12 protein-coding genes are annotated in these 23,565 nt (G+C 43.7%); all 12 read right to left on the reverse strand.

Annotated features, from left to right (window positions below):
* Positions 1-408: 408 nt before the first annotated feature.
* Positions 409-10,125 (reverse strand): hypothetical protein, encoded by a 9,717-nt coding sequence (locus EPU_RS01115; protein ID WP_010165964.1) that lies wholly within the window; start codon positions 10,123-10,125, stop codon positions 409-411.
* A gap of 250 nt (positions 10,126-10,375) precedes the next feature.
* Positions 10,376-10,540: a hypothetical protein gene (locus tag EPU_RS13430; protein ID WP_156778368.1), complete on the reverse strand. Its 165-nt coding sequence runs from the start codon at positions 10,538-10,540 to the stop codon at positions 10,376-10,378.
* 6 nt (positions 10,541-10,546) lie between these two features.
* On the reverse strand, positions 10,547-10,711 hold the full coding sequence (locus EPU_RS13435; RefSeq protein WP_156778369.1) for a hypothetical protein: 165 nt from the start codon (positions 10,709-10,711) through the stop codon (positions 10,547-10,549).
* Between the two features lie 6 nt (positions 10,712-10,717).
* Positions 10,718-10,969, reverse strand: a complete 252-nt coding sequence (locus EPU_RS01125) for a hypothetical protein (protein WP_010165972.1) — start codon at positions 10,967-10,969, stop codon at positions 10,718-10,720.
* Positions 10,970-11,032: 63 nt separating this feature from the next.
* Complete coding sequence (locus EPU_RS13440; RefSeq protein ID WP_156778370.1) at positions 11,033-11,197, reverse strand: hypothetical protein; 165 nt, start codon at positions 11,195-11,197, stop codon at positions 11,033-11,035.
* A gap of 6 nt (positions 11,198-11,203) precedes the next feature.
* Positions 11,204-11,368 carry a hypothetical protein gene (locus EPU_RS13445; protein WP_156778371.1) on the reverse strand — a complete coding sequence of 55 codons (165 nt, stop codon included), beginning with the start codon at positions 11,366-11,368 and terminating at the stop codon, positions 11,204-11,206.
* 72 nt (positions 11,369-11,440) lie between these two features.
* Positions 11,441-11,680, reverse strand: a complete 240-nt coding sequence (locus EPU_RS01140; protein ID WP_010165979.1) for a hypothetical protein — start codon at positions 11,678-11,680, stop codon at positions 11,441-11,443.
* 63 nt (positions 11,681-11,743) lie between these two features.
* Positions 11,744-11,893 carry a hypothetical protein gene (locus tag EPU_RS13810; RefSeq protein ID WP_010165980.1) on the reverse strand — a complete coding sequence of 50 codons (150 nt, stop codon included), beginning with the start codon at positions 11,891-11,893 and terminating at the stop codon, positions 11,744-11,746.
* 258 nt (positions 11,894-12,151) lie between these two features.
* Positions 12,152-12,580, reverse strand: a complete 429-nt coding sequence (locus tag EPU_RS01150) for a hypothetical protein (protein ID WP_010165981.1) — start codon at positions 12,578-12,580, stop codon at positions 12,152-12,154.
* A 225-nt stretch (positions 12,581-12,805) separates the two neighbouring features.
* Positions 12,806-13,030, reverse strand: coding sequence for a hypothetical protein (locus tag EPU_RS14090; RefSeq protein WP_010165983.1), 225 nt, complete (start codon positions 13,028-13,030; stop codon positions 12,806-12,808).
* Positions 13,031-13,672: 642 nt separating this feature from the next.
* A complete protein-coding gene (locus tag EPU_RS01160; RefSeq protein WP_156778372.1) occupies positions 13,673-14,290 on the reverse strand; it encodes a hypothetical protein in 618 nt (205 codons plus the stop codon).
* Between the two features lie 72 nt (positions 14,291-14,362).
* Entirely contained in the window at positions 14,363-23,032 is an 8,670-nt protein-coding gene (locus EPU_RS01165) for a hypothetical protein (protein WP_010165987.1), read from the reverse strand.
* Between the last annotated feature and the right edge of the window lie 533 nt (positions 23,033-23,565).

The raw sequence follows: 23,565 nt of genomic DNA on the forward strand, positions 1-23,565 counted from the left end.
CAACAACTCCAAAATAGCGCATCTTTTTGAAAAATTAAAGCCGAAACCTTCTGTGTTGGAATATACTAGGAGGTTTTTTTATATACGAAAATATAACATCTCTAGCGACCGTTTCAGCGGCAGCTAAAAATTCTGCTATACGTAAAATTACGATTACATACAAAAAACCTTCCCCCAAAAAATTCCAGGGAAGGTTTTCTATTGTTGCTACTACAAGCTCAGCCTCGTGCTATACGTCGACTTATGAACGCTTAAATAGGTTTTTCACTCGTTCTATAAATTCTGATTTACTGAGCTTGCTGAGAAGTCAAATTATGCATTGGCTTATGAACGCTTAAATAAGGCTTTTCACTCGTTCTATAAATTCTGATTTACTGAGCTTGCTGAGAAGTCAAATTATGCATCGGATTATGAACGCTTAAATAGGTTTTTCACTCGTTCTATAAATGACTTATTCTTACTTGTTGAGAAGTCAAATGATTCTTCCATAAACAGCTCCTCTTCGAATTGCTCCTCAAATTGCTCCTCGAAATACTCTTCTTCTTCTTCGAACAACTCCTCAAAATATTCCTCGTATTCTTCGTCGAATGTAGGCTCTTCGTACGCTTCTTCTTCGTATGCTGGCTCGTCGAATGTTAACTCTTCTTCTACAAATTCCTCGGTGTATTCGCTTACAAATTCGTCTTCATCATTCTCTTCGATTGCTGGTTCGTTGAATGCCGGTATCTCTTCTTCTTCGAACTTATCGATCGCGTCAAGGTCAAGTCCTAGCGAGATTAGGTTCGCTTCTACCGCTTTGACTTCTTCTGGTTTTTCGTATGGTAACGCGACGATCGGTATAGTGATTTGGAATGTTCTTTCGGTTCTATCCCCTTCTGTTACAACGGCTACAAATTTGAATATTCCGTTTATTCCAGCTTTGGCTGGTGTTGCTGAAAGGGCTCTCTTGAAGGCTGTGTATTTATCATCGAGTGTAACTGTAGCCCCACTGCCTACAGCATTTTTCACTGCTGCGCCGAGGTACAGCATTATGTCGCTGCTAGCTCTTAGCTTATCTGTTGCATTTTTGTCGGCTAAGACATATGGTCCTACACCTTCCTCGTATTCGAAGCTTCCATCATCTTTTGGATCAACCTTTTCAAGTGAACCGCTTGCATTGTACACGTAAGTGGCTGCAAATGTAGGGAATGATTCTAGCGCGGCCACGAAGTCGCCTAATGCATCTTCTGGATTTTGCGTTATAGTCAATGCAGCTTGGTCCGCACTAGATGTAGAATCAATGCCTTGAGTAAACTTAACTGCAAAGGTGAATGATCCGTCTGCCTCTCGGGTCGGTGCCGTAAATGTTTTAGTGATAATTTCGAAAGTTACGTCCTCGATAACATCATAATTATGAGCAGCATCTGTACTGTTGCTTCCAAATCCTTTGGTTAGTAAGTTGGTGATTTGCTTAGAAATTTGCGCCTTCGCTAACGCTTCTGTAGTCGCTGGATTCTCAAGAGTATTCTCAATACTATGAGCTGTTTTTTCTACGTTCTCTGTGTAGATTGTATTAGCCATATCAACTGCTGCCTTGTCGGCTGGTGAACTCACGGTGTATGGTGCCGCCGTTACTTTAGCTGTCAACGCATCTTTAAATATAACGGTGTAATGTTCCTCGCTTGCGGCAGCTCCAGTAGCATCATCGTTGGTAACTTCAACCAATTCGCTTACGATAGCTGGTTCGGCGATCATTAGGATTCCAGGAACTTCGTCAAAGCTTAATCTCAATGCTACGTTAAATTCTAACTGGCCATCTTCTCCTTTTTTGTTTTCGGTATCTGGTGTTTGATGCTCATAGTCATCAGTCGCCGCTGTTATTGTAGTCAGATTTTTGTCGCCAGTTAATGCGTTGTTTTCATCAGAGTCGGCTGCGACAACAAACACTTCTATCGCCGAGTCGTTGATCAAGTTTTCGATTTGCATCTTCAAATCAGCTGCGACCGCTTTTGCTTCAGCTGCGAGTTTTGTAGTCTCGTCTGCTGCAGGATCTTCAGCATCACTGGCCGCTTTCGCTATCGCACCGTCTACTACGAATTCTGTCTCGGAATGAACTTTCGATGCCGCCATTAGTACATTCGTTTTGCTTATAGCGTCCCACTTATATGGTGTCGCCGCTACTTTGAAGGTTGCATCAACAGTTATATCTTTGTCAGTTGCATCTGCTGCCGCTTGAGTGTTAGTTAACTTGATTTTTGCTGTACCACTGCCTGCTGTACCTTCTGGTTTTTCTGCAGTTCCAGGTGTTGAAGCAGTTCCAATAGCTACATCATTAACATCTACCGTGATAGTTTCATTTGCTATAACAGATTCAACGAGATTTTTGATATACGCTTTGGCACTGTCGACAGTTGAACTAGCTGGAAGGATGATTTGGTTCTCATCGTCGCCATCGAATAATGTTTTTATCGCTGTTTCGGCCGTTGCCATTGTAGTCTCTTCGTATATACCTTTCATTTTACGTGCACTTAAGAATGTGTTGTGTGCTTCAGTGAGATCAGCAGACACTACGTCTCTTAAAAACGTGGCAGCATCGGCTGTTTTTTCGAATGTACCTAGTGCCTTTCTCGCTGTTGCGATAGCGGTGTTCATTGTTCCAATCTCTGTTGCTGATGCGTAATACACCCCTTCTGGTAACTTCGCTATTGCTGTGTCGTCGGATGCGACTCTGGTTAATTTGACTGTTGTGGAATATTCTGCCATTTTGGCGTTGATTGCCACTTTTTCAACGTTGATTGAATTGAGTGATCCTGTTCCAGATAGTCGTGGTTTGTCTGCTCCAACGTCCGCTCCGCCTGGCGTTTTATTTGCCAAAATATTTTCGAATTGGTCGATGGCACTTTGTAAATCGGTGCTCGCTTGCTCATAGCCTTCTTGCGCGCCCACCGCTGTGTACAACTTATTGTATGCTGGCATCGCTCTTTTTACTGCCATTGATATGAATATTGTAGGTCGTATCGAGTCTGCGTTCTCCGTATCGCTATATTTAAATCCGTCCACGTTCGCGCCTGTTACCCAGGTGACTCCGTCCGCTAACTCAGTTCCTTGATAATTACTTATGCGAGTTTTTACGTATGCATTCGCTTGGTCGATTTGAGCTTTGAGAACCAATCTCGCTTTTGCCGCATCGGTCATATCGCCTTCCAATGTTCCTTCTTTTGGTTCCGATCTTTCTAATACCGTTGTTATTGTTTTAATGTTAGTGTTTAACTGATTTATTGTAGTTCTTCCGTTGCCTTTTAAGCCAGTTACAGGGTGCGGATCGGTCCCGGCATTTGTGATCGAGTTTGTTGCAAGTGTGACTTGCGCATTCAACGCGGATATTGTTGGTCCAGTAAGCCAGTTCTCACCTACCGGTACATCTTTGCCAGTTGCACTTGTGAAAATTGGTGTTTCCCCGTCGTCTCCAAGTAAAATTGCATTCGCCTCGTCGACAAGGTCTTGCAAGTCTGATACTAATCCATCTCTTTCATCAAATCTTCCTTCGCCTCTAGCGCCTGCTACTTTCGCCAACGTTGTTGCCGCGTTGTTCAATCCGGTATATGCGGCAGTCAGGCTCTTGGTATTTGCCGCTGGAGCATTGAGTGCTGTTTGCGCTGCGATCACCGCGTTTTTAAATCCGTTGTAATTTGCCATCGGTACCCAGTTATATGAACTGTCGACGTCGCCACCGTCTCCTGATAACGTTCCTCTTACTGCGACATCGATCGCTAATTCTCCACTCTCCAGGCTAATGCCTTCCTCGAATACACCGTTTTTATCAAATCCAAGTACACTGAAACCTTGTATTATCGAACTTGCTAGCTTTGTATATGACTCTTGATACGCTTCTGATGCTTCGCTGGTAGAAGAATCTGATGTTTTTACTGCCGCGTCGAACACTCCGTTGGCTCTCTCTAATACTGTAATCGCGTTTGTTAGGATGGCTTGATTTTTTACTTTATCTGCGGCCATATCGAATCGGTCTAATGACGCTTGCGCTCCATTGATTGCTGCTACAAATTGATTTACTGCGACGCTTGATATCCATTGAGTATCGGTTGGTACATCGATTCCATTGGCTTTACTTGATACGCGGATGTCTGGTCCGTTGTCTGCTTCTTCTTCATCGATTCCATTTCCGTTGCCATCGTCGCCGTCTTCCATTTTCTCGAAGTTATAATCTTCATCTGGAATCAATTGGTCGTAGCCATACGAGTTGCCCGCAGTTCCGTCTGATAATGTGTATTTAAAATGCGGTCTTGGCGCTCCTTTGAGGTATACAAGGTCGTTGACTTTCGCTACAGAAAGTTCGATAAGGCTGCGGATTTCTGATGTCTCCACTAAGTTCGTTCCTTGCTGTACTTTCGGAACAATCCCGTCGATCGCTTTGCCTTCTAAATCTCTTCCGTAGAAGAATTCGTACGATCTCTTAATATTATTGAGCGATACGACAAGTGCCGGAAGGCTAGTTTTCGATGTTGGTTTATCAGGGTTGGCAAATTTCAAAAGAACGTTTTCCGCCACTGTTGCTGCGTTAAGAATCTTGGTCACTTCAAGTTTGGTTGACCAATATTGGTTTACCGCGACGTCGGCTCCGTTGAGTAAACTTTGTGCTAATTTATCTGCTGCGATGATCGCTCCATCGGCATAAGTTTCGTTTCCTTTTCTGATGTTGTTCACATACGTTTGCATTGTCGCCGCCACTGATGCGTACAATTCTTTCGCTCCGTATTGAGCGGTTCTCTCGAAGTTGGCGATGCTATTGTTAAGTATCAGTTGCGCTTTGTCTAACGATGTTTCAGTTGCTAATGTATGCTTATATGCATTAACAGCGGCCTTGATAGCTGTCTTCGCTGCATTGAGCGCCGCTTGCGATGTCCAGCGATCTCCAGAATCTGGAATTAAATTGCCGTCTTTATCTTCTCCAGATACATCGGTTCCGAACGCTGTACTGACAACGATTCTGCCTTCATCTATAATTACGGCGTTTACATCTTGAGTCCCGTCTTCCAAATATGCTTGTTGGCCTGTCAAAACTGTCGCGTAATTTATGCGTGCTAATAATTCAGCCTTGGCCGCATTAAGTTTATCCATAGCCTCTTTCTCTGCGGTGCCTGGTGCTGGCTTGAACGCCGCTCCAAGACGCGCGTTAGTTGTAAGTTGCGTAACAAGAGTTTTATTAAATGTGGCAGATGCTTTTGCGGCGGTGGTTGTATTGTTTAATAATTTTTCGGTGTTCGTCAATGCTGCCTTCAAACCATTTAATTGTGCGGATGTTACCCAATATGTGTCTTTAGCTGTTGAAGCACCTTTGTTGTCGCTGGCTACAACTTCTTTGCCGTCTTTCATTAATAGAGCCTCGGTACTCACGTAACTATTGTATAGATCGATTTTCGCGTTCTTCTCGATTTCTACGTCTTTAACTTCTTTCGGTGCTTGATTTACTAACAATGCAAGCGCCTCTACTTCTTCGGCTTCTACTTCGTCGCCAGCATCTTCTACTACTTTTATCGCCGCTTTCAATGCATCGATATATGCTTTTTCAAAGTATACCGCCTCACCAAATGCGGTTGTGATCTCGGCATCAGATAGACCATAAATAATTTTGTCATTGTCATCCTTATCCTCATCCGTGTCAGCTGCTGCAAGAGCGGCTAGCGTGAGAACATCGAATCCACCTGGTAGCTCGCTGACTAACGCATCTCTATTGTCGACAGGGTCAGCACCGCCAGCTACTTTGTCAGCTCCATAAATAATTACTTTTGCCGCATCAATCCACTCCGCAGCTTTTTCTGTACCAACATCCTCAGTTTTAGTAGGAACAAATGCCGCCACCACTTCAGTGAAATCTACTTGGCTTTCAAAGTATTTAGTCGTTAATGTTCCTACAAGTGTTTTAGCTGCATCTGTTTTCGTAGTATCAGCGAATGCAATTGTGAGGGTTTCTTCATCTTCTGCTGAAAGCTCGAGATCCCCTATTGCTGCTGCACCAGCCGCTTTAAGAGCCTTACCTTCTTCAGTAGCTATATCAGCCTCGAGGCCGGCTTTGATTGTATTGAGCGCTGTTATTGTGTGAATATATGCATCAACAATACCTTCGTCGAAGCTTGCGGCATCGTTTATTAATTCCTGCGCATCTATGATAGCGTCTTTTAGGTTTTTGAACATTGTTGGAGTTACCCAATACATACCATCTTCATATACTTTATCTTCAGTCGCCACACCATATTCGTCACATTCATAAATGCCATCAAGTGATAGTTTAACTTTACCTCCCAATATAATTTCTGTCGTTAAATCTACTGCATTATCAGAATTAAAGGTTACAGTAATCGCATCTGCAGTTGCGAAAACTTCACCAGCGGCATCTTTGAATTTGAAGTATTCAGTACTGAGTGCCGTGGTTCCAAGTGCGGTCTGAGCCAATCCATAATTCGTTGTGAAGGCAGCTTTAACGTCAGCATGTGCTTTCTTACCAGCATCATAGGCCTCTTTCGCAGTAGTAAGTTTAGTTTGAATATCGTTTAAGTAGTTAGCATTTAGTTCAATTAGCTTATCTAGGTCAACGAGACTCTTGTTCTTAGCATCTTCGGCTGCTTTAATAGCTAACATATAGTCGTTTACAACTCGTGAATTTACGTAATGAGCCGGAGTATCTTCATATGGCTCGCCCGATACAGAGTTGATAAGGCCAAACTTGTCATTACTTACATACACACCTGCAGGGAAGTAGGTGATTGTCTTATCAGCGTTTTCAATTTTATAAACGCTATCTGCAGCTCCTTCGATCCATCCAGATTCTTCACGGTTATCTTTCGTAGGAGCTCCAGTCGCAAGAGTGTATAGAGATCCAACAGCGGTGATGAACGTGTCAAGGTCACCTTTTACACTCGTAATATCTTCTGGTTTTTCATACGCCTTCTCGAAAGCCGCCTTAGCTGTAGCGAGGGTCTCGTTCGCCATTTCAAAGTAATCTTCACCGGTCGCCGCCGCTGATACCATCTTCGCTAGAACATCTTCGTTAAGACTTAATTCCGCATATGCTTTTGTACTATCAAGAGCGTCGGTTACATCAGCACCGACTTGAGCTGTAGCGCCTGTGCCAATAATATCTTTAGCTGCAATCTTACTTTCTTTAACAACGTTCTCAGCGGCCACAATTGCTGCATTATATGCCGAAAGCGTTGCTTCATCAACCCAATTAGTCGGAGCTGTAGTAACAGGCTCCCACTTGCCAGAAGTATCTCCGTTAATAGGGGTGTATTTCACAAATGTATAGCCACCATCTTTTGATATCGCAACTTCTGTTGAATCTGGATCTATATAAACTGTTCCATCAGTATCCACGCGGATTAGATCTCTAATTGAGCCATCTGCGGCGGCAGTTCCTGGAGGAGCTTCCATGTCAGCATTTATAGTAGTAACTAGCTCAGCTCTTTTGGCATATGACACAACTTCCTTCTTAGCATCTTCGAAAACTCCCACCGCTGTTTCAATTTTATCGGCTATTGCTTCGATTTCGCCATTTAAGTATTTAGCAACTAAGTCGTTATATAGATCGCTCGCATTCTGGATTGCTGTAGAGTGAACGTCTACTATAACTCCAGCTGGAGCGATAGTAGTATTGTTAACCAACAACGCTACTGGGTCGATTGCCGCAAACAATGCATCAAGATCCGCTGGAGTTACGTAATGAGTAGCCGTAGCCGCCATAAGCTTCTCGTTTTGAATGAAGCTATGCGCAGCAGTAGCTTCAGTGGCCGCAGCATCAAGTGCGAATCCTTCTGGAGCTACAGTGAATACTTCACGAGTGATAGTGAATACTCCATCATCGGATAATACAGTCTCCTTAGCCTCAGGTATAGATCTTTGCGTTGCAAGAACCGGAGCAGGTTTAGTGGTAGGATCCTCAGGCGTAAATGTAGGAAGAGTAACATGTAGCGTAACCGTAGCCAAAGCATCAGTAATTTTCTTAACCTCTTCTGCGAAGTCGTCCTTGAGACCTTCTTTAGCGGCTGCGTCGTATGCCTCAATTGCTGCCTCTACCTCCGCGATCTTTGCTTCAACTAAAGCTGTTGATGTTGTAGATGTAGAATCAGCAACTAGGCCAGAGAGGAATGTGTGCGCATCGTTTAAGGTATATGCAAGATCATTGCGCTCATCAGCAGTTACCCAGAAGTGGTCTTTACCAACATCGAGGCCATCTTTTGCTGAAATATTGTAGAATGTCTCAACAGTTTTAGCTAGTACAGTAGTAACATCTTTGCCAACATTGAGTTTACCAATCTCCTCGCCAGCAGCTGTTGAAACAGCGGTGAGAGCCGGTTTTGTGACAAATGCAGTAGTAGCTGTATCAGTTGATGCTGCGAATTTACCATCTGCCCAAGTACCATAGTTAAAGTAAGCAAGATACTTGCCAAGCGTATCCATAGCCTCTTGCCTTTCAACAGAAGCACCAACTTTTGCTATGTCGGCGATTTCCTCACCAAATGCTGCCATCTTCTCGGCTACAAGAGTGATCTTGGTATCCGCACCATAATCATTTTTAGCCGCCGCTGAAATTCCCGCACTGATTTCTGCACGGTATGCTTTATATTCGGCTTCAGTATCAACACCAGTCTTTCCGCCATTTTCTGTAATATCTTCACCATCATAAAGTTTCATCTCCGCGATTAACTTTTTCAATACACTAGCTTTAGCGTTCGCCTCAGCTGGTGTGATATATGTGGCATCGATTGCAAGATCAGCATCATTTGCAAGATTACGAACTTTTCCAATGGCGAAGGAGTTATTGGTCACAGCTGGAGAGATAAAGTATTTATCATCATTACCAAAACCGATTTCAGCTTCAGTAGGGTCTGTACCAGTCGCCTTTACAACTTTAGTAGCCGCACTTTTTGCAACTGGAGCAGTAGTAGTAGAATCGGCGGCGACGGCGGCATACATATACACTTGAGGAGTCGATGCGAAAGAGAGAGCACTCTCTAAGTTAGGATTATCAGCAGGATCAAGTCCGAGCATCGCTATAGCAATTTGCTTGTCGAGTTCGAATGTAGCGGCATTGATAAGTTCTGCCTCACCGTCTTCGGCATCAAGATAGGTATCATACGCATCGGATAGGTTCTTCAACGCTGTTTTTAAATCTTCGATGGTAGTATAGTTGGTAGCGGTTCCGGTACCCATATCTTTATCGTAAGCGGTTTCGTCTGGTAATTTGGTTATCATTCCCGTAGTGCCTGCTGTTTCATTTGTCGTTAAAGTAGAATCAGTTACCGCTCCGGCGAACTCTTTAAACTTATCAGAAGTCTCGACAGCGGTACCAAAATCAAATTTAATTGCGGTGTCATCTGCGGTATTCTTGACTTTGGTATCAGGGTAGAAGTTCTTTACAGCGGCAACGGCTGCATCTAGCTTATTTTCTAAGTCTGTGTAGATAGCATCAGTAACCCAGTATTTTCCATCTGTAACATCGAGTCCATCTTTACTAATAGCAATTTTCACGGCCTGCGTCGCGGCTATAGTTGTATCTTCGCCAAAGTCAACTGGCTTCTGCTCAGTTCCCGCTGGTGGGGCATCAAGAATTAGTGGTGCAAACTCAGAATAATCCATATGGGCATCAACGTAGTGAATCTCTTGCTTTAGCTCATCGATAGCTGTTTTGTACGCATCTCCAGTTCCAGCTTCTAAATCGATTTTAGCAACATCTTTATTAACATCTGTAATAATTTTAGCTATTTCTTCAAGATGCTCAATCAATCCGTGAGAACTGTCTTGTGCTATCTTATCTGTTAGTAACATATTTTCGAGAGCAACGAATGCTTCATCATCCTCTGGAATATAAAATTGAGTTGTAGCGAATTCTAATCCTTCTGTGAGAGAAGTGTGAAGAGCAGTGAGCCTCAATGACTTGCCAAATTCATCATCTATTACAGGAACATCTTTCGGATCAGTAAGCTCTACATAACCAATTGAATCATCAGCATCAGCCTCTGTCATAAGAGAGCCGATAGTCTCAGCCGCAACATTGAGCGGAGTAACAGCTATAGCACCAGAAGCAAGTAAAGTAAAAGCCATTTGTTTTCGATATTTTTTCATTAACGACATTTATTCATCTCCTTTTTTGAAAGAAGCGGCGCACGTGGCCGCAATATAAAGTGCAGAGAAAACACAACACTCTGCTAGAAATTGGATATACGAGATCCAAAAGTAAACATAATAAGAGCCCTAAATAAAATGAGAGAGGGCGTTAAGTATTCATCAATCACAATGGTCGCATTAGCTATTATCGCGACCTGAATGATGATTGTGTATTGCCATTATTTGGAATTATCAAGATATAAGGTGCCATAACAGCTTAAAGTATTACTTTAACCGAGAAATTTTCGTCACCGGAAACGCTTGTGGTTGCTACATAATTAGCTTCAAGTATTACTTTAACTGCGGCAAAATCGGCTGTAATTCGTACAGTAAAATTATCGGATGTACCAGCCACAGCGACGATCAAGATGTAAATCACCATAACAGCTTAAAGTATTACTTTAACCGAGAAATTTTCGTCACCGGAAACGCCCGTCGTTGCTACATAATTAGCTTCAAGTATTACTTTAACTGCGGCAAAATGGGCTGTAATTCGTACAGTAAAATTATCGGATGTACCAGCTATTGCGATGATCAAGATGTAAGTCGCCATAATAGCTTAAAGTATTACTTTAACCGAGAAATTTTCGTCACCGGAAACGCCCGTCGTTGCTACACAATTAGCTTCAAGTATTACTTTAACTGCGGCAAAATCGGCTATCCTAGCTATTGCTATCGCATCGACCTCACCAGCTATTGTCATTGCATCGACCTCATCAGCTGTTGCCACCGAGTCGGCTACCCCAGCTATTGTCATCGCATCGACCTCACCAGCTGTTGTCATCGAGTTGGCTTCGCGAGCTACTGCCATCGAGTCGACTGCCTAGTTATTGCCATTATTTGGAATTATCAAAATGTAAGTCGCCATAACAGCTTAAAGTATTACTTTAACCGAGAAATTTTCGTCACCGGAAACGCCTGTGGTTGCTACATAATTAGCTTCAAGTATTACTTTAACTGCGGCAAAATCGGCTGTGATTTGTACAGTAAAATTATCGGATGTACCAGCCACGGCGATGATCAAGATGTAAGTCACCATAACAGCTTAAAGTATTACTTTAACTGAGAGATTTTCGTCGCCGGAAACGCTTGTGGTTGCTACATAATTAGCTTCAAGTATTACTTTAACTGCGGCAAAATGGGCTGTAATTCGTACAGTAAAATTATCGGATGTACCAGCTATTGCGATGATCAAGATGTAAATCACCATAACAGCTTAAAGTATTACTTTAACCGAGAAATTTTCATCACCGGAAACGCTTGTCGTTGCTACATAATTAGCTTAAAGTATTACTTTAACTGCGGCAAAATCGGCCATCCTAGCTATTGCCAGCGAGTCGGCTACCCCAGCTATTGCTATCGCATCGACCACCCCGGCTATTGTAATCGAATCGGCTCCGCTAGCTATTGCTATCGCATCGACCTCACCAGCTGTTGCCATCGAGTCGGCTACCCCAGCTATTGTCATCGCATCGACCTCATCAGCTGTTGCCATCGAGTTGGCTTCGCGAGCTACTGCCATCGAGTCGACTGCCTAGTTATTGCCATTATTTGGAATTATCAAAATGTAAGGTGCCATAATAGCTTAAAGTATTACTTTAACCGAGAAATTTTCGTCACCGGAAACGCTTGTGGTTGCTACACAATTAGCTTCAAGTATTACTTTAACTGCGGCAAAATCGGCTATAATTTGCACAGTAAAATTATCGGATGTACCAGCTATTGCGATTATCAAGATGTAAATCACCATAACAGCTTAAAGTATTACTTTAACCGAGAAATTTTCGTCACCGGAAACGCTTGTGGTTGCTACATAATTAGCTTAAAGTATTACTTTAACTGCGACAAAATCGGCTGTGATTTGTACAGTAAAATTATCGGATGTACCAGCCACGGCGATGATCAAGATGTAAAACACCATAATAGCTTAAAGTATTACTTTAACCGAGAAATTTTCGTCACTGGAAACGCCCGTCGTTGCTACATAATTAGCTTAAAGTATTACTTTAACTGCGGCAAAATCGGCCATCCTAGCTATTGCCATCGCACCGACCTCATCAGCTGTTGTCATCAAATCGGCTTCACCAGCCGTTGCCATCAAATCGGCTCCGCTAGCTATTGCTATCGCATCGACCTCACTAGCTGTTGCCATCGAGTCGGCTACCCCAGCTATTGCTATCGCACCGACCACCTCAGCTATTACCATCGCACCGACCACCTCAGCTATTACCATTGAATCGGCTCCGCTAGCTATTGCTATCGCACCGACCACCCCAGCTGTTGTCATCAAATCGGCTTTGCCAGCTGTTGCTATCGCATCGACCTCACCAGCTGTTGCCACCGAGTCGGCTTCGCCAGCTATTGCTATCGCATCGACCTCATCAGCTGGTGTCATCGAGTTGGCTTCGCGAGCTACTGCCATCGAGTCGACTGCCTAGTTATTGCCATTATTTGGAATTATCAAGATGTAAGGTGCCATAACAGCTTAAAGTATTACTTTAACCGAGAAATTTTCGTCACCGGAAACGCTTGTGGTTGCTACATAATTAGCTTAAAGTATTACTTTAACTGCGGCAAAATCGGCTGTAACATCATTGTGATTGAAAATCATTTTTGTATAAGTATCGACTGATTCGTTATCATTATTTTATGCCATCAAATCAGTCGCGTTAGCTGTTGCCATCGAGTCGGCTTCGCCAGCTATTGTCATCGCACCGACCTCATCAGCTGTTGCCACCGAGTCGGCTACCCCAGCTATTGTCATCGCACCGACCTCATCAGCTGTTGCCACCGAGTCGGCTACCACAGCTATTGCTATCGCATCGACCTCATCAGCTGTTGCCATCGAGTTGGCTTCGCGAGCTACTGCCATCGAGTCGACTGTCTAGTTATTGCCATTATTTGGAATTATCAAAATGTAAGGTGCCATAACAGCTTAAAGTATTACTTTAACCGAGAAATTTTCGTCACCGGAAACGCTTGTGGTTGCTACATAATTAGCTTAAAGTATTACTTTAACTGCGGCAAAATGGGCTGTAATTCGTATAGTAAAATTATCGGATGTACCAGCTATTGCGATCATCAAGATGTAAAACACCATAACAGCTTAAAGTATTACTTTAACCGAGAGATTTTCGACACCGGAAACGCCTGTGGTTGCTACATAATTAGCTTAAAGTATTACTTTAACTGCGGCAAAATCGGCTGTAATTTGTACAGTAAAATTATCGGATGTACCAGCCACGGCGATGATCAAGATGTAAAACACCATAACAGCTTAAAGTATTACTTTAACCGAGAAATTTTCGTCACCGGAAACGCTCGTCGTTGCTACATAATTAGCTTAAAGTATTACTTTAACTGCGGCAAAATCGGCTGTGATTTGTACAGTAAAATTATCGGATGTACCAGCTATTGCGATGATCAAGAGGTAAAACACCATAACAGCTTAAAGTATTACTTTAACCGAGAGATTTTCGTCACCGGAAACGCTTGTAGTTGCTACATAATTAGCTTAAAGTATTACTTTAACTGCGGCAAAATCGGCTCCGCTAGCTATTGCTATTGCATCGACCTCATCAGCTGTTGCCACCGAGTCGGCTTCGCCAGCTATTGCTATCGCACCGACCACCCCGGCTATTGTAATCAAATCGGCTTCGCCAGCTATTGCTATCGCATCGACCTCACCAGCTGTTGCCACCGAGTCGGCTCCGCTAGCTATTGTCATCGCACCGACCTCACCAGCTGTTGCTATCGCACCGACCACCTCAGCTATTACCATCGAATCGGCTTCGCCAGCTATTGCTATCGCATCGACCTCACCAGCTGTTGCCACCGAGTCGGCTACCCCAGCTATTGCCACCGAGTCGGCTTCGCCAGCTATTGCTATCGCATCGACCTCATCAGCTGTTGCCATCGCACCGACCACCCCGGCTATTGCAATCAAATCGGCTTCGCCAGCTGTTGTCATCGCACCGACCACCCCGGCTATTGCAATCAAATCGGCTTCGCCAGCTGTTGTCATCGCACCGACCACCCCGGCTATTGTAATCGAATCGGCTCCGCTAGCTATTGCCATCGCATCGACCTCATCAGCTGTTGCCATCGAGTCGGCCATCCTAGCTATTGCCATCAAATCGGCTTCGCCAGCTGTTGTAGCTACTCTGACGGATTTAATGGTATTTTTTGCTAATTTTTGAGCTTCTTATGAACGCTTGAAGAATGACATAATTCTAGATCCTATAGATCTTGTCGGAGTAGCATTTTTCATTGGTGGTGGGCTACCTGCGTCTATTTTTAGATACTCACCAGGAGTTATGATCGCTTCAAATGTTTCGTCGAAGATTACTGTGTAGAACTCATTGTTGGTAGTGTCATCGGCACCAGAGGCATCATCTTTAACTACTTCTACTAATTCATCCTCGATTGCTGGAGTAGAGATAGTCGCCACACCAGGATTTGCTTTGGCATAAGGGATTCTTAATGCTATATTAAATACGAATGCACCGTCTTCAGACTCATCTTCGGCTTCTGGATCCTCAGGGTCTGGCTTATTAACTTGTGGCTCATATGCTGCTGTTGCATCGACAGTGTCAGTTGTGAATATATTCTCGGCTTTTAATTCGCCAGTTTCGGCATCAAATCCTTCGGATACAATATATACTTCAACATCTCCATTATTAATTAACGCTTTCACTTGTTTCTCGATTTCTTTAGCGGCGAGAAGAGCATTAGCTTTATTTCTAGTTGCCTTATCTGCATCTGCATTGATTAGTAAGTTGCCATCGATCGTGAATTCTCTTGAAGAGTGAATGCGAGATGCGGCTTCGAGCACTGCTGACTTCTCGATTACTGTCCACTTATATGGAGCGGCTGCCACTATAAACTCACCTTCGATCACTACTGGTTCAATACCCGTACCCGTAACAGCAGTAGTGCCATCATCTTCCATTAATGTAATCTTAACGGAAACTTCATTTTCACCAACTTCACCATCAGGCTCTTCTGCAGTACCTGGAGTTGCTGCTGTGAAACCAGTGATTGTAGCTTCAACCTTAAATTGAGCCGTAATAGGAGTTGCTGTACCAGATCTATCAACAGTAATATTCATGTCTATGCCCGCAGCGGTGATTACTTCGTTAAGTTTAGTTTCGATATGAGCTTTTGCTCCATCAGTATCCATAGCGTCGGTGGTGCCGGTTTTAAGTGCTGGAACCACGATCAACTCGTCGCTTTCAAGTACCGCGGTTATGGCCGCTACAGCTTGCTCTAATGGAGTACCTGCGTACTTAGATTTTTCTTTTACTTTGTCAATTTTAGTTGTATCTTCATTAGTTTTGGGATGATTATCGTCTATTCCTGAGAATAATTCGAATGCGCTATTTAAATGACCCAATGCGCTAGTAGGTGCCGCAGCTGGATCATCGGCGGTGGTTCCGTCTAATGAACCTGCTGTTAACTTAGCCGCATCTGTGGCGGTGTCCTCGAGATCGCTTATCGCATCTGTCGCAATTTCGATCGCGGTTTCTATTGCAGAGATAGAATCAGTGTCTGAATACAACGTGCCCATCGCCAATTCGTAAATATCGCCGTCTTCACTTTCGTCAGTCATACTGCTTACTTCTACGACTGTTTCCACATAGGCTTTGATTGCCTCGATTCGTGCAGTTAACACTTCTTTTGCTGTGTTCAGAGTATCCATTGTTCCAAGGCCTCCGATTAGTGTATCACCAGCGACAGCCTCTCCAGCTGGTGTTTTGTTAGCTACAACGTTGGCAAACTGCTCGATCGCTAACTCTAATTTTCCGATTGCTTCAGTCAACTTGGCCGCAGATCCTTCTGCTGTATGCGGATTCGCCTTCAATACATCGCTCGCCGCCTTATGCGCGTCAATGATAAATTCTTTCGGTGCCATCGATTCGCTCTCGCCATCAACTGTGAACCCATCCACGTCTTCTTCTGTTACCCAAGCTAGGCCGTCCGCGACATCGTTCCCTTGTACATCGCTTTGCGCGTACTTTGTATATTCGAATGCCTGCGCTATTAACATCGTAAGTTCGTTTTTCGCTTTTACCGCATCGGCTGTTTCGAGATCTGAGTCCAGCTTACCAGGTTTTAAAAGTTTGGTTGCAGTTGTGACGCTATTTTTGAGAGACGTGATCGTTTGCCCAATACTAGCGAGCGTGGTTTTGCCTGTACCAACAGCTCCGGTGATAGGGTCTTTGTCAGTTGTGGTGTTGAAGATAGCAGCAGTAGCTAGCTTGATCTGGTTGTTGAGTGCAGTGATTTGCGCCGTCGGAAGCCAATTGGAATCATCTGGAACATCCGCCCCGGTCGCTGATGCGAAAATAGGGGTACGTCGGTCGGAACCGTAGAGAATGGCTTCGATATCTTTGATAAGCGATTCCAATTCTTCGATTTTGGTGAGCATTTCATCGTTTTTACCCATTCCGTTTTTCGCCGCCGCTGAAGTTAGGATGGCTGTTGATTTGTCGAACGCGCTATACGCATTGCTAAGCTGAAGGGTAAGCGTGGTCGGTAGGCTGATCACTTTCTTCGCGTTGTTAATAGCGTTGACGTAAGCGTTATACTGCAATGTATTTACCCATTGCGAATACGAATCTACGTCGCTACCGTCTCCCGCGAGGCTAAGCTTTATCGTGTTGAGTAACGCGAGTGGGCCGCCAGCCAAATTGCCGTTGATGACMGTGCTAGTAGCTTGCGCGATCGCGTCGTTTAATTTGGTAAGAGCCATATTGTATTTTGATGCCTCTGCAGATAGAGCCGCGGCAGGTTTGGTTGCCTTCTCGAAATTCTGTGTTGCAAGAGCGAGGGCATCAACGGCCTTGTCGATAGTGAGTTGAGACTGAACTTTTGCAGTTGCGAAGGTATCGAGTGTCTTTTGCGCGACAGATATAGCATTGGCGTATACATTCACATCTGTGCTAGCCACCCATTGTGTATTGGCAGGTACGTCAACCCCGCCCGCTTTTACAGAAACTTTGGTTGTTCCCGCGTCGTTGTTTTCGTATTTATTACCAGCCAAACCGTCGGCGTCGGTGTAAGTTGCAGTCGGAGGCGTTGCGCCAGGTAGGTATGCCAGCCCGTTTATGGCAGTGACAGCATTTTGGATTGCAGTGCGTAATTCTACAGTTTCGATAGCATCGGTGCCCTTCTGAGCTAACGGAGTAATTGTGTCGAGTTTTAAGCCGTTAACATCGTAGCCATAGAAGTTTTGATACGCAGTTTGCATTTCCTTGAGAGCTAAGATGGCCTTGTCGAGCGATGTTTTCTTGTCAGGCGCATCAACATTGGCAAAGCTGTTGAGGAAAGTTGCGGCCTTTTGGGTAGCAGCAGTGATGGTATTTTTTCCAGCAGTAGTGGTCCACAGCGATGTTGCTGGTACGTCTGCTCCAAACGAAGAGCTCACGGCTATCGATTCCACTGCTGAGAGGTGAGCACCATCATCGGCAAATGTGCCTTTTTCAGTGTTAGAAATATAAGTTCTGAGAGTGGCAACGACTTTGTTATACGAATCCTTGGTACCAAACTGAGCTGCAGTTTCGAAAGCTGTAGTAGCTTTTTCGAGAGCAGTGAGAGAGGCCTGCAATGTGGCGGTTGTGGATTTAGTATTTTTCAATGCGGTAACGGCTGTGTTGAGAGCGGTAGTTATTTTGGTATAGTCGATTGTTGATACCCATTTAGATCCACCGTCTGGAATTAGATCGTTATTGGTATCGTCGCCTTCGACATCGGTTCCGTAAACTTTACTTTCAACGATTACAGCTTTGCCAGTTGCTAGCTCAGTCCCTTGTGTACCATCTATATTATACGCATTCACATTAGTAAGAGCAGCTACAACATTGATGCCATCAAGAAGCGCTTTTTTGGCTTCATCAAACGCTTTAATAGTAGCCCCAGTTGCAGTTCCAGGAAGCGGCTTAAAGTTTTTGGCAAGATTTGCCAATGCAGTAGCCTTAGTAGAGATAGAGGTGTTGACTGCGGTATCGTCGAGAAGCGTTTCTGCCTCTTCGATAGCCTTTGTGATATTAGCGTGTACGGCGCTCGTTACCCAATATGAAGAAGTCGAGATGTTTGCACCAGCCGTGTCGCTAATTTCTACATCAATACCATTAGCATCTTTGAGTACAGCTTTGGCCGCATGATATGCGTTGTAGAGAGCAATTTTCTTCGAGCTAGCAGGATTCATAGCATAAGAGTTGGCATCCATAGTATTCACAAGCACCGCGAGATCGGCAACTTGCTCGGCTGTAGCTTGGTCGGCAGCTTCTTCTAAAGCGGCGAGAGCTTCTTTTAAGTTCGTTGCATAAGTTTGGTCGAGATAAGTAGGATTAGAGTCTATGAATGCTTCGAGCTCTGCATCAGAAACGCCATCTTCAGTGGTATCGATTGCTACTTTAATAGCGGTACTAGTTAGGGAGTAGTCACCTTTGTCTGTACTAGTTCCGATGAAGGCATCAACGTTTGCGCTAGCAGTAGGAGGCGCATCTGATGTATCGATTGCTTTGTCGTCTCCGTAGAGAATAACTTGGGCCGCTTCGATCCACTTATCTTTGTCACCTGTAGTAGTTGTCGCAACAGCGGTTGGTTTAAATGCTAGAATCGCATCTGCTAAGCCGCTCTCATTATATTGGGTTGCGAAGTAGGAGTCAGTAGCATCAAGATTCCCAGGATTATCCAAATAGCCGGTGCGCGAAGATGACTCTAGAGTGGCAGCAGCGTCGACTATTTCTTGTGCTTTGACCATAGCCTCTTTGAGGTCGTTGAACATCGTCGGTGTTACCCAATGTCCATCTGGTAGAGCAGTGCTTGTTGCCGTGCCATTTGCATTGCAAGTATATACTCCGTCTACAGATAAATTTACTGTGGCTGGATCTAAAGCGATGCCGTTCTCAACGATTTTTCCACCCACGACAGTTCCAGTTGCGAATTCGATGGTGAACGGGCCGTCGGCTGCATCTTTGGTTGCGAATGTATCTGCGTTAACGGCGCTAGTAGGAGTTGTTGAACTATCACCAGTAAGATGAGTTTGAACTGATGTATAAGCCGTTACATAAGCCGCGCTGTCATGCTCTTTAGTTTTTGCTTCATATGCTGCTATCGCATCTTCAACCTTCTTCAATGCATTATCGAAATAGCTAGGGTCATTTGCGAATGCTTTGTAGTGGTCTGTATCGCTTTTGGCTAAAATTTCATCGACTTCGAGTAGCGCATCTGAGAGATCTTCTACGGCATCGGTGTCTACGAATTTTCCGATAGCTTTTGAGCCACCAGTACCTGCAACCGCGTCGACTGCGCCAGTTTTATCATAGCCGTATAGCATGCTTTTGGAATTGTCACCCTTTTTGGAATTAATGATGGTATCAGAATGACCTTTACTTACTATATAAATATCTACTGGAACATAGCTAGTGACTTCACCCTCTGCATTTTCGATAGCGTAGACTTTTACTTTCTGACCACTTCCTGCTGTAGGATCTAGATTAGTAGTGTCCGTAGATGATATATATCCAAGAGCATCGTATGACGGTGGATTTGTCGCTGCCGTTGTCGCTGTATATGCCACACCGATGGCTGTTTCGAATGCGCTCAAAGCCGATTCGGCATCAGTGGTGGCAGCCTTCTCCTTCGTAGTCGTTCCATACGCTGCTGTAGCCGCCTCGAGTGTAGCCTTAGCTGCTACAAAGTCAGTTTCAGATGCGTCTGGAATATTTGAGCCCCAATCTACTTCTGAATAATATTCTCCCAATGACCCTGTATCTTCAACATCTTCTGGAGTAGCATTAGTATCTTTTAAAGTAGATGGGAAAGTATCCTTTAATACTTTGTCGGCCGCCTGGATCGCGTTGTAATAAGTCTTGAGTGCTTCGTTGGTAGTCCATTTCGCTGGGTGAGTGGTGACGCTGTCATCGGCAAATGATATGAAGTCGCTCCAGCCGTTGCCAGTTACATTATAAGTTTTATACGTATATCCACCATCCTCTGATACGCCGACAGTAACGGCAGTGTCAGTGGAATAATATTCATCCTTACCGTCAACTTTTTTGATTTTAGTTATAATTCCGTCTGAAGATGCGCCATGTACCGCTTCATACAATGTTCCTCTTGCGGTATTATCGAACGGAACGATCGGCTGCTTACTGTCTTCAAATGTAGCGACTGCTTTAGCGATGTCATCGATTTCTTTTTGCAAGTTTCCGGATACGAAATCGTCCATATATTTTTCGAGCTTCGTCTTTGCGGACGCCTCGAGACCATAAACGGTTACACCTGCATACTCCTCAAGCTCATTGAGATATCTCGCTTCGGACGTTAATTTATCTAAATCAGACACTTCAACGTAATGTGTAGCGCTTGTATTGACTTCCGTGATGAGTTTTTTCTTCTCTGCATCAGTACCTGTAGTAGTATAGTCGTCAGCGGCATCTTTAGAAGATTCGGTAATAGAGAAAATACCATCATCAGATAGAGCGATTGTACCACCATCTTTTACTGCTCTTCCTGTTGTTAAAGAAAGTGCACCGGTAGTAGCATTAGCTTCAAGCACTGGCAAAGTGACGTACTGTTCAACATCTGCTAGTGCTGTGGTCGCCGATGTAATCGCGGTACCAAATTCAGTTTTCAATCCAGCTTTAGCCGCTTCATCGTATTTATCAAGCGCTTCTTTAAGCTTCTTGATATAGCCTTCAATGGCAGATACGGATGTACTGTTTAATTCATATAGAGGAGTAGTATTATCTTTATCTTTTTCACCAGAATCTTTGATATAGGTTTTCGCAGTATTGATGGCCGTCACAAGATCATCATGAACACTTTGCGTTACCCAGAAATTATTTGCATCGAGATCCACCCCTTTATAGGCAGAGATGTTGTAGTAGTTGTTGTCTGCTCGTGTTGCAGGTGAAGCTAAAAGAGGATTAAACTGTCCTTGCCTTGGAACTGCTACAGCGCCGTTATCTGCATCAATTTCTGATTTAGCTTTCAGTGCGTGATTGTCATTTAAGCCAGCGGTGGTAAATCCATCGGTTAGCTTAAGTAGTGTAATCGGACTAGGAGTACCCGCGCCCTCGACACTAGCAAGAGCATCTTCAGCAGGTGGAGCAGGTGTAAATTCCACTGTTGTTGCTAATCCCAAGTGAACGAAGTAGTTGTATAACTGAGTAGTAACTTTCGCGAGCTTCTCCTCGGTAGTAGTGTCAGCAGAATCTGCAAAGGCAGTGTAGTTATCAATGCTTGGAGCTATACCAGCTATATCCTTTATAATCTCAGCCATTTCATTTGAGCTACCAGATGTTTTAGAGCCGGCCTTAACTTCGGTTGTATAATCTTCTCCCTCTAATGGAGTTGTTCCATCAGGTTTGAATCCATCATAACTTTCATACGTTTCGATGTATCCGCTTAATTTCTCAAGCTGTGTATCGACTTTAGCATGGGTAATGTATTTAGGTTCAGTTTTTACGCCGCCTGGTGCGGTCCAGGTAATTTCTTTTGCGGCAGCTGCATCTTCAACTACGGCTGGCGCTATAAAATATGTAGCATCTGGACCAAAACCTTCTCGATCGCTCGCTAAAATGTCGGCACTTGATGCTGTAATACCTTTAGCCGTTGCTTTGGTAGCCGGTGCGTCGCTATCGCCTGTATATTTGTAAATTTGAGGGGTAGAGCGGAGACTACTGTTGGCACTTTTTGGTAAATCAGCCTTGGGATCTATTCCTAGCATAGCTTTTGCGATTTTAATTTCTAATGTAGCAGCAGCTATGTTAGTAGCGAGATCGTATGTCCCATTAGATGCGGCAAGGTAGGCCTCGTATGCCGCATTGAGGGTAGCTTGAGCGGCGTCTATTTCAGCGAGTGTTGAGTAATCTCCGTCAGAACCTTGCAATGTCTCTTCTTTATATTTTTCCTCATTAGATTTTTTAGCATACGGGGAGCTTGATTCACCATCTAGATTAGGAGCTAACTTGTAAAATCCCTCAGTATTAGAAAACGTTACATTATCTTCGAAGATATCTCCAAGTGTAGCAGTGCCATCGACATAAGCTCCAGAGTATGCGTTGTCAACAACAGCCTCGGCAGCAATTATAGCCTCTTGTAATGCGTCGACTACGCTTTGAGTAACCCAATGTCTAGTTGTTTCGACGGTTTTTGCGTCTTTAGAAATTTCGATCGCTACGGCAGCGGTGGCAGCGGTGGCATCGGTGACAGTTCCGAAATCAGCAGGAGTTTTACCGGCAGCTGTTATAGCGTTATCTTCGTTAGTTGAAAAATCGATGTGCGCATCTACATAATGGATAGTTTTTTTGAGTTCATCAATAGCCGCCTTGTAGGTATGTGCACTAGCAGTAATAGGCGTAAGCTGTTTAACAGCATCTACAGCCGCCTTAAGATCAGCCGCTATATCAGCTATATGTGCTTTTATGCCTTTGCTGGTAAATGTGGCAGGATTTGCCAAAATGTTCGTTAAATTTTCGAAGGCAGTTTTTGTTGCAGAATCATTTAAGTTTAAGTATTTATGAGTATTGGTGTATTCTAAACCATCCGTTTTAGATGTAAAGATTTGAGACAATCTCATTGCCTCTGTAATTAATGTATCGAGTTGATAATCTGTATTGAACGTTGCTTGATCTACCAACAGTTCATTGTCAGGGTGAGCAGTACCTAAATCTGTCGCGTTGGCTGGCAGAGTGGCAATGTATCCAGCAGCTGCCGCATTAGTAGCAGTACCCGCAATTAAACCAGCTACATCCTTCGCTACATTCTCGGTAGCGTTAACATCGATCGGTAACATAGTAATTGCTCCGGTCGCTAAAAGTGTAAAAGCTACTTGCTTTCTATATTTCTTCATCAAAGCCATTAATTCATCTCCTTTTTTTGTATAGCATAATAAATCGAATTTAGTTATAGTCTAAAAAATATATTGCATATCCAAATATATGAGCTCGGGTAATAATGCATTCATATAATAATTTATGATATTAATTATATCGGATACGGTGTTATAGTACATTAATAAGACTTATCCAAGATTTGGAAAATTAATTGTAATAAAAATCCAAAAAATTAGAAGAAATTAGTGTAAAATGCTAAAAATATAACATAAAATAATGAAAAGCATTATATAAAGTTGGAGATAAACAACCTGTAGAATCTTCATTTTTATGTGCGATATATAGAAATAAATAAAGCGTCGTATTTTTTAACGATCTACAGGGGGGCATCGCATGTTATAGCGAACTACATAAAAAGGAAAAGAGAATAGCAAAGAAGCTGGCGCCGATCGAGCAGCTGTAAAATCTGGAGAGGATGTAGCGGATGGAGAAGATCGAAAAGATGTAGATGACGGAGAAGATGTAGAAGCTGGAGACGGTGTAGTCGATCGAGAAGATT

The organism is Candidatus Epulonipiscium viviparus (assembly GCF_000171335.1).
GTDB lineage: Bacteria > Bacillota > Clostridia > Lachnospirales > Cellulosilyticaceae > Epulonipiscioides > Epulonipiscioides viviparus.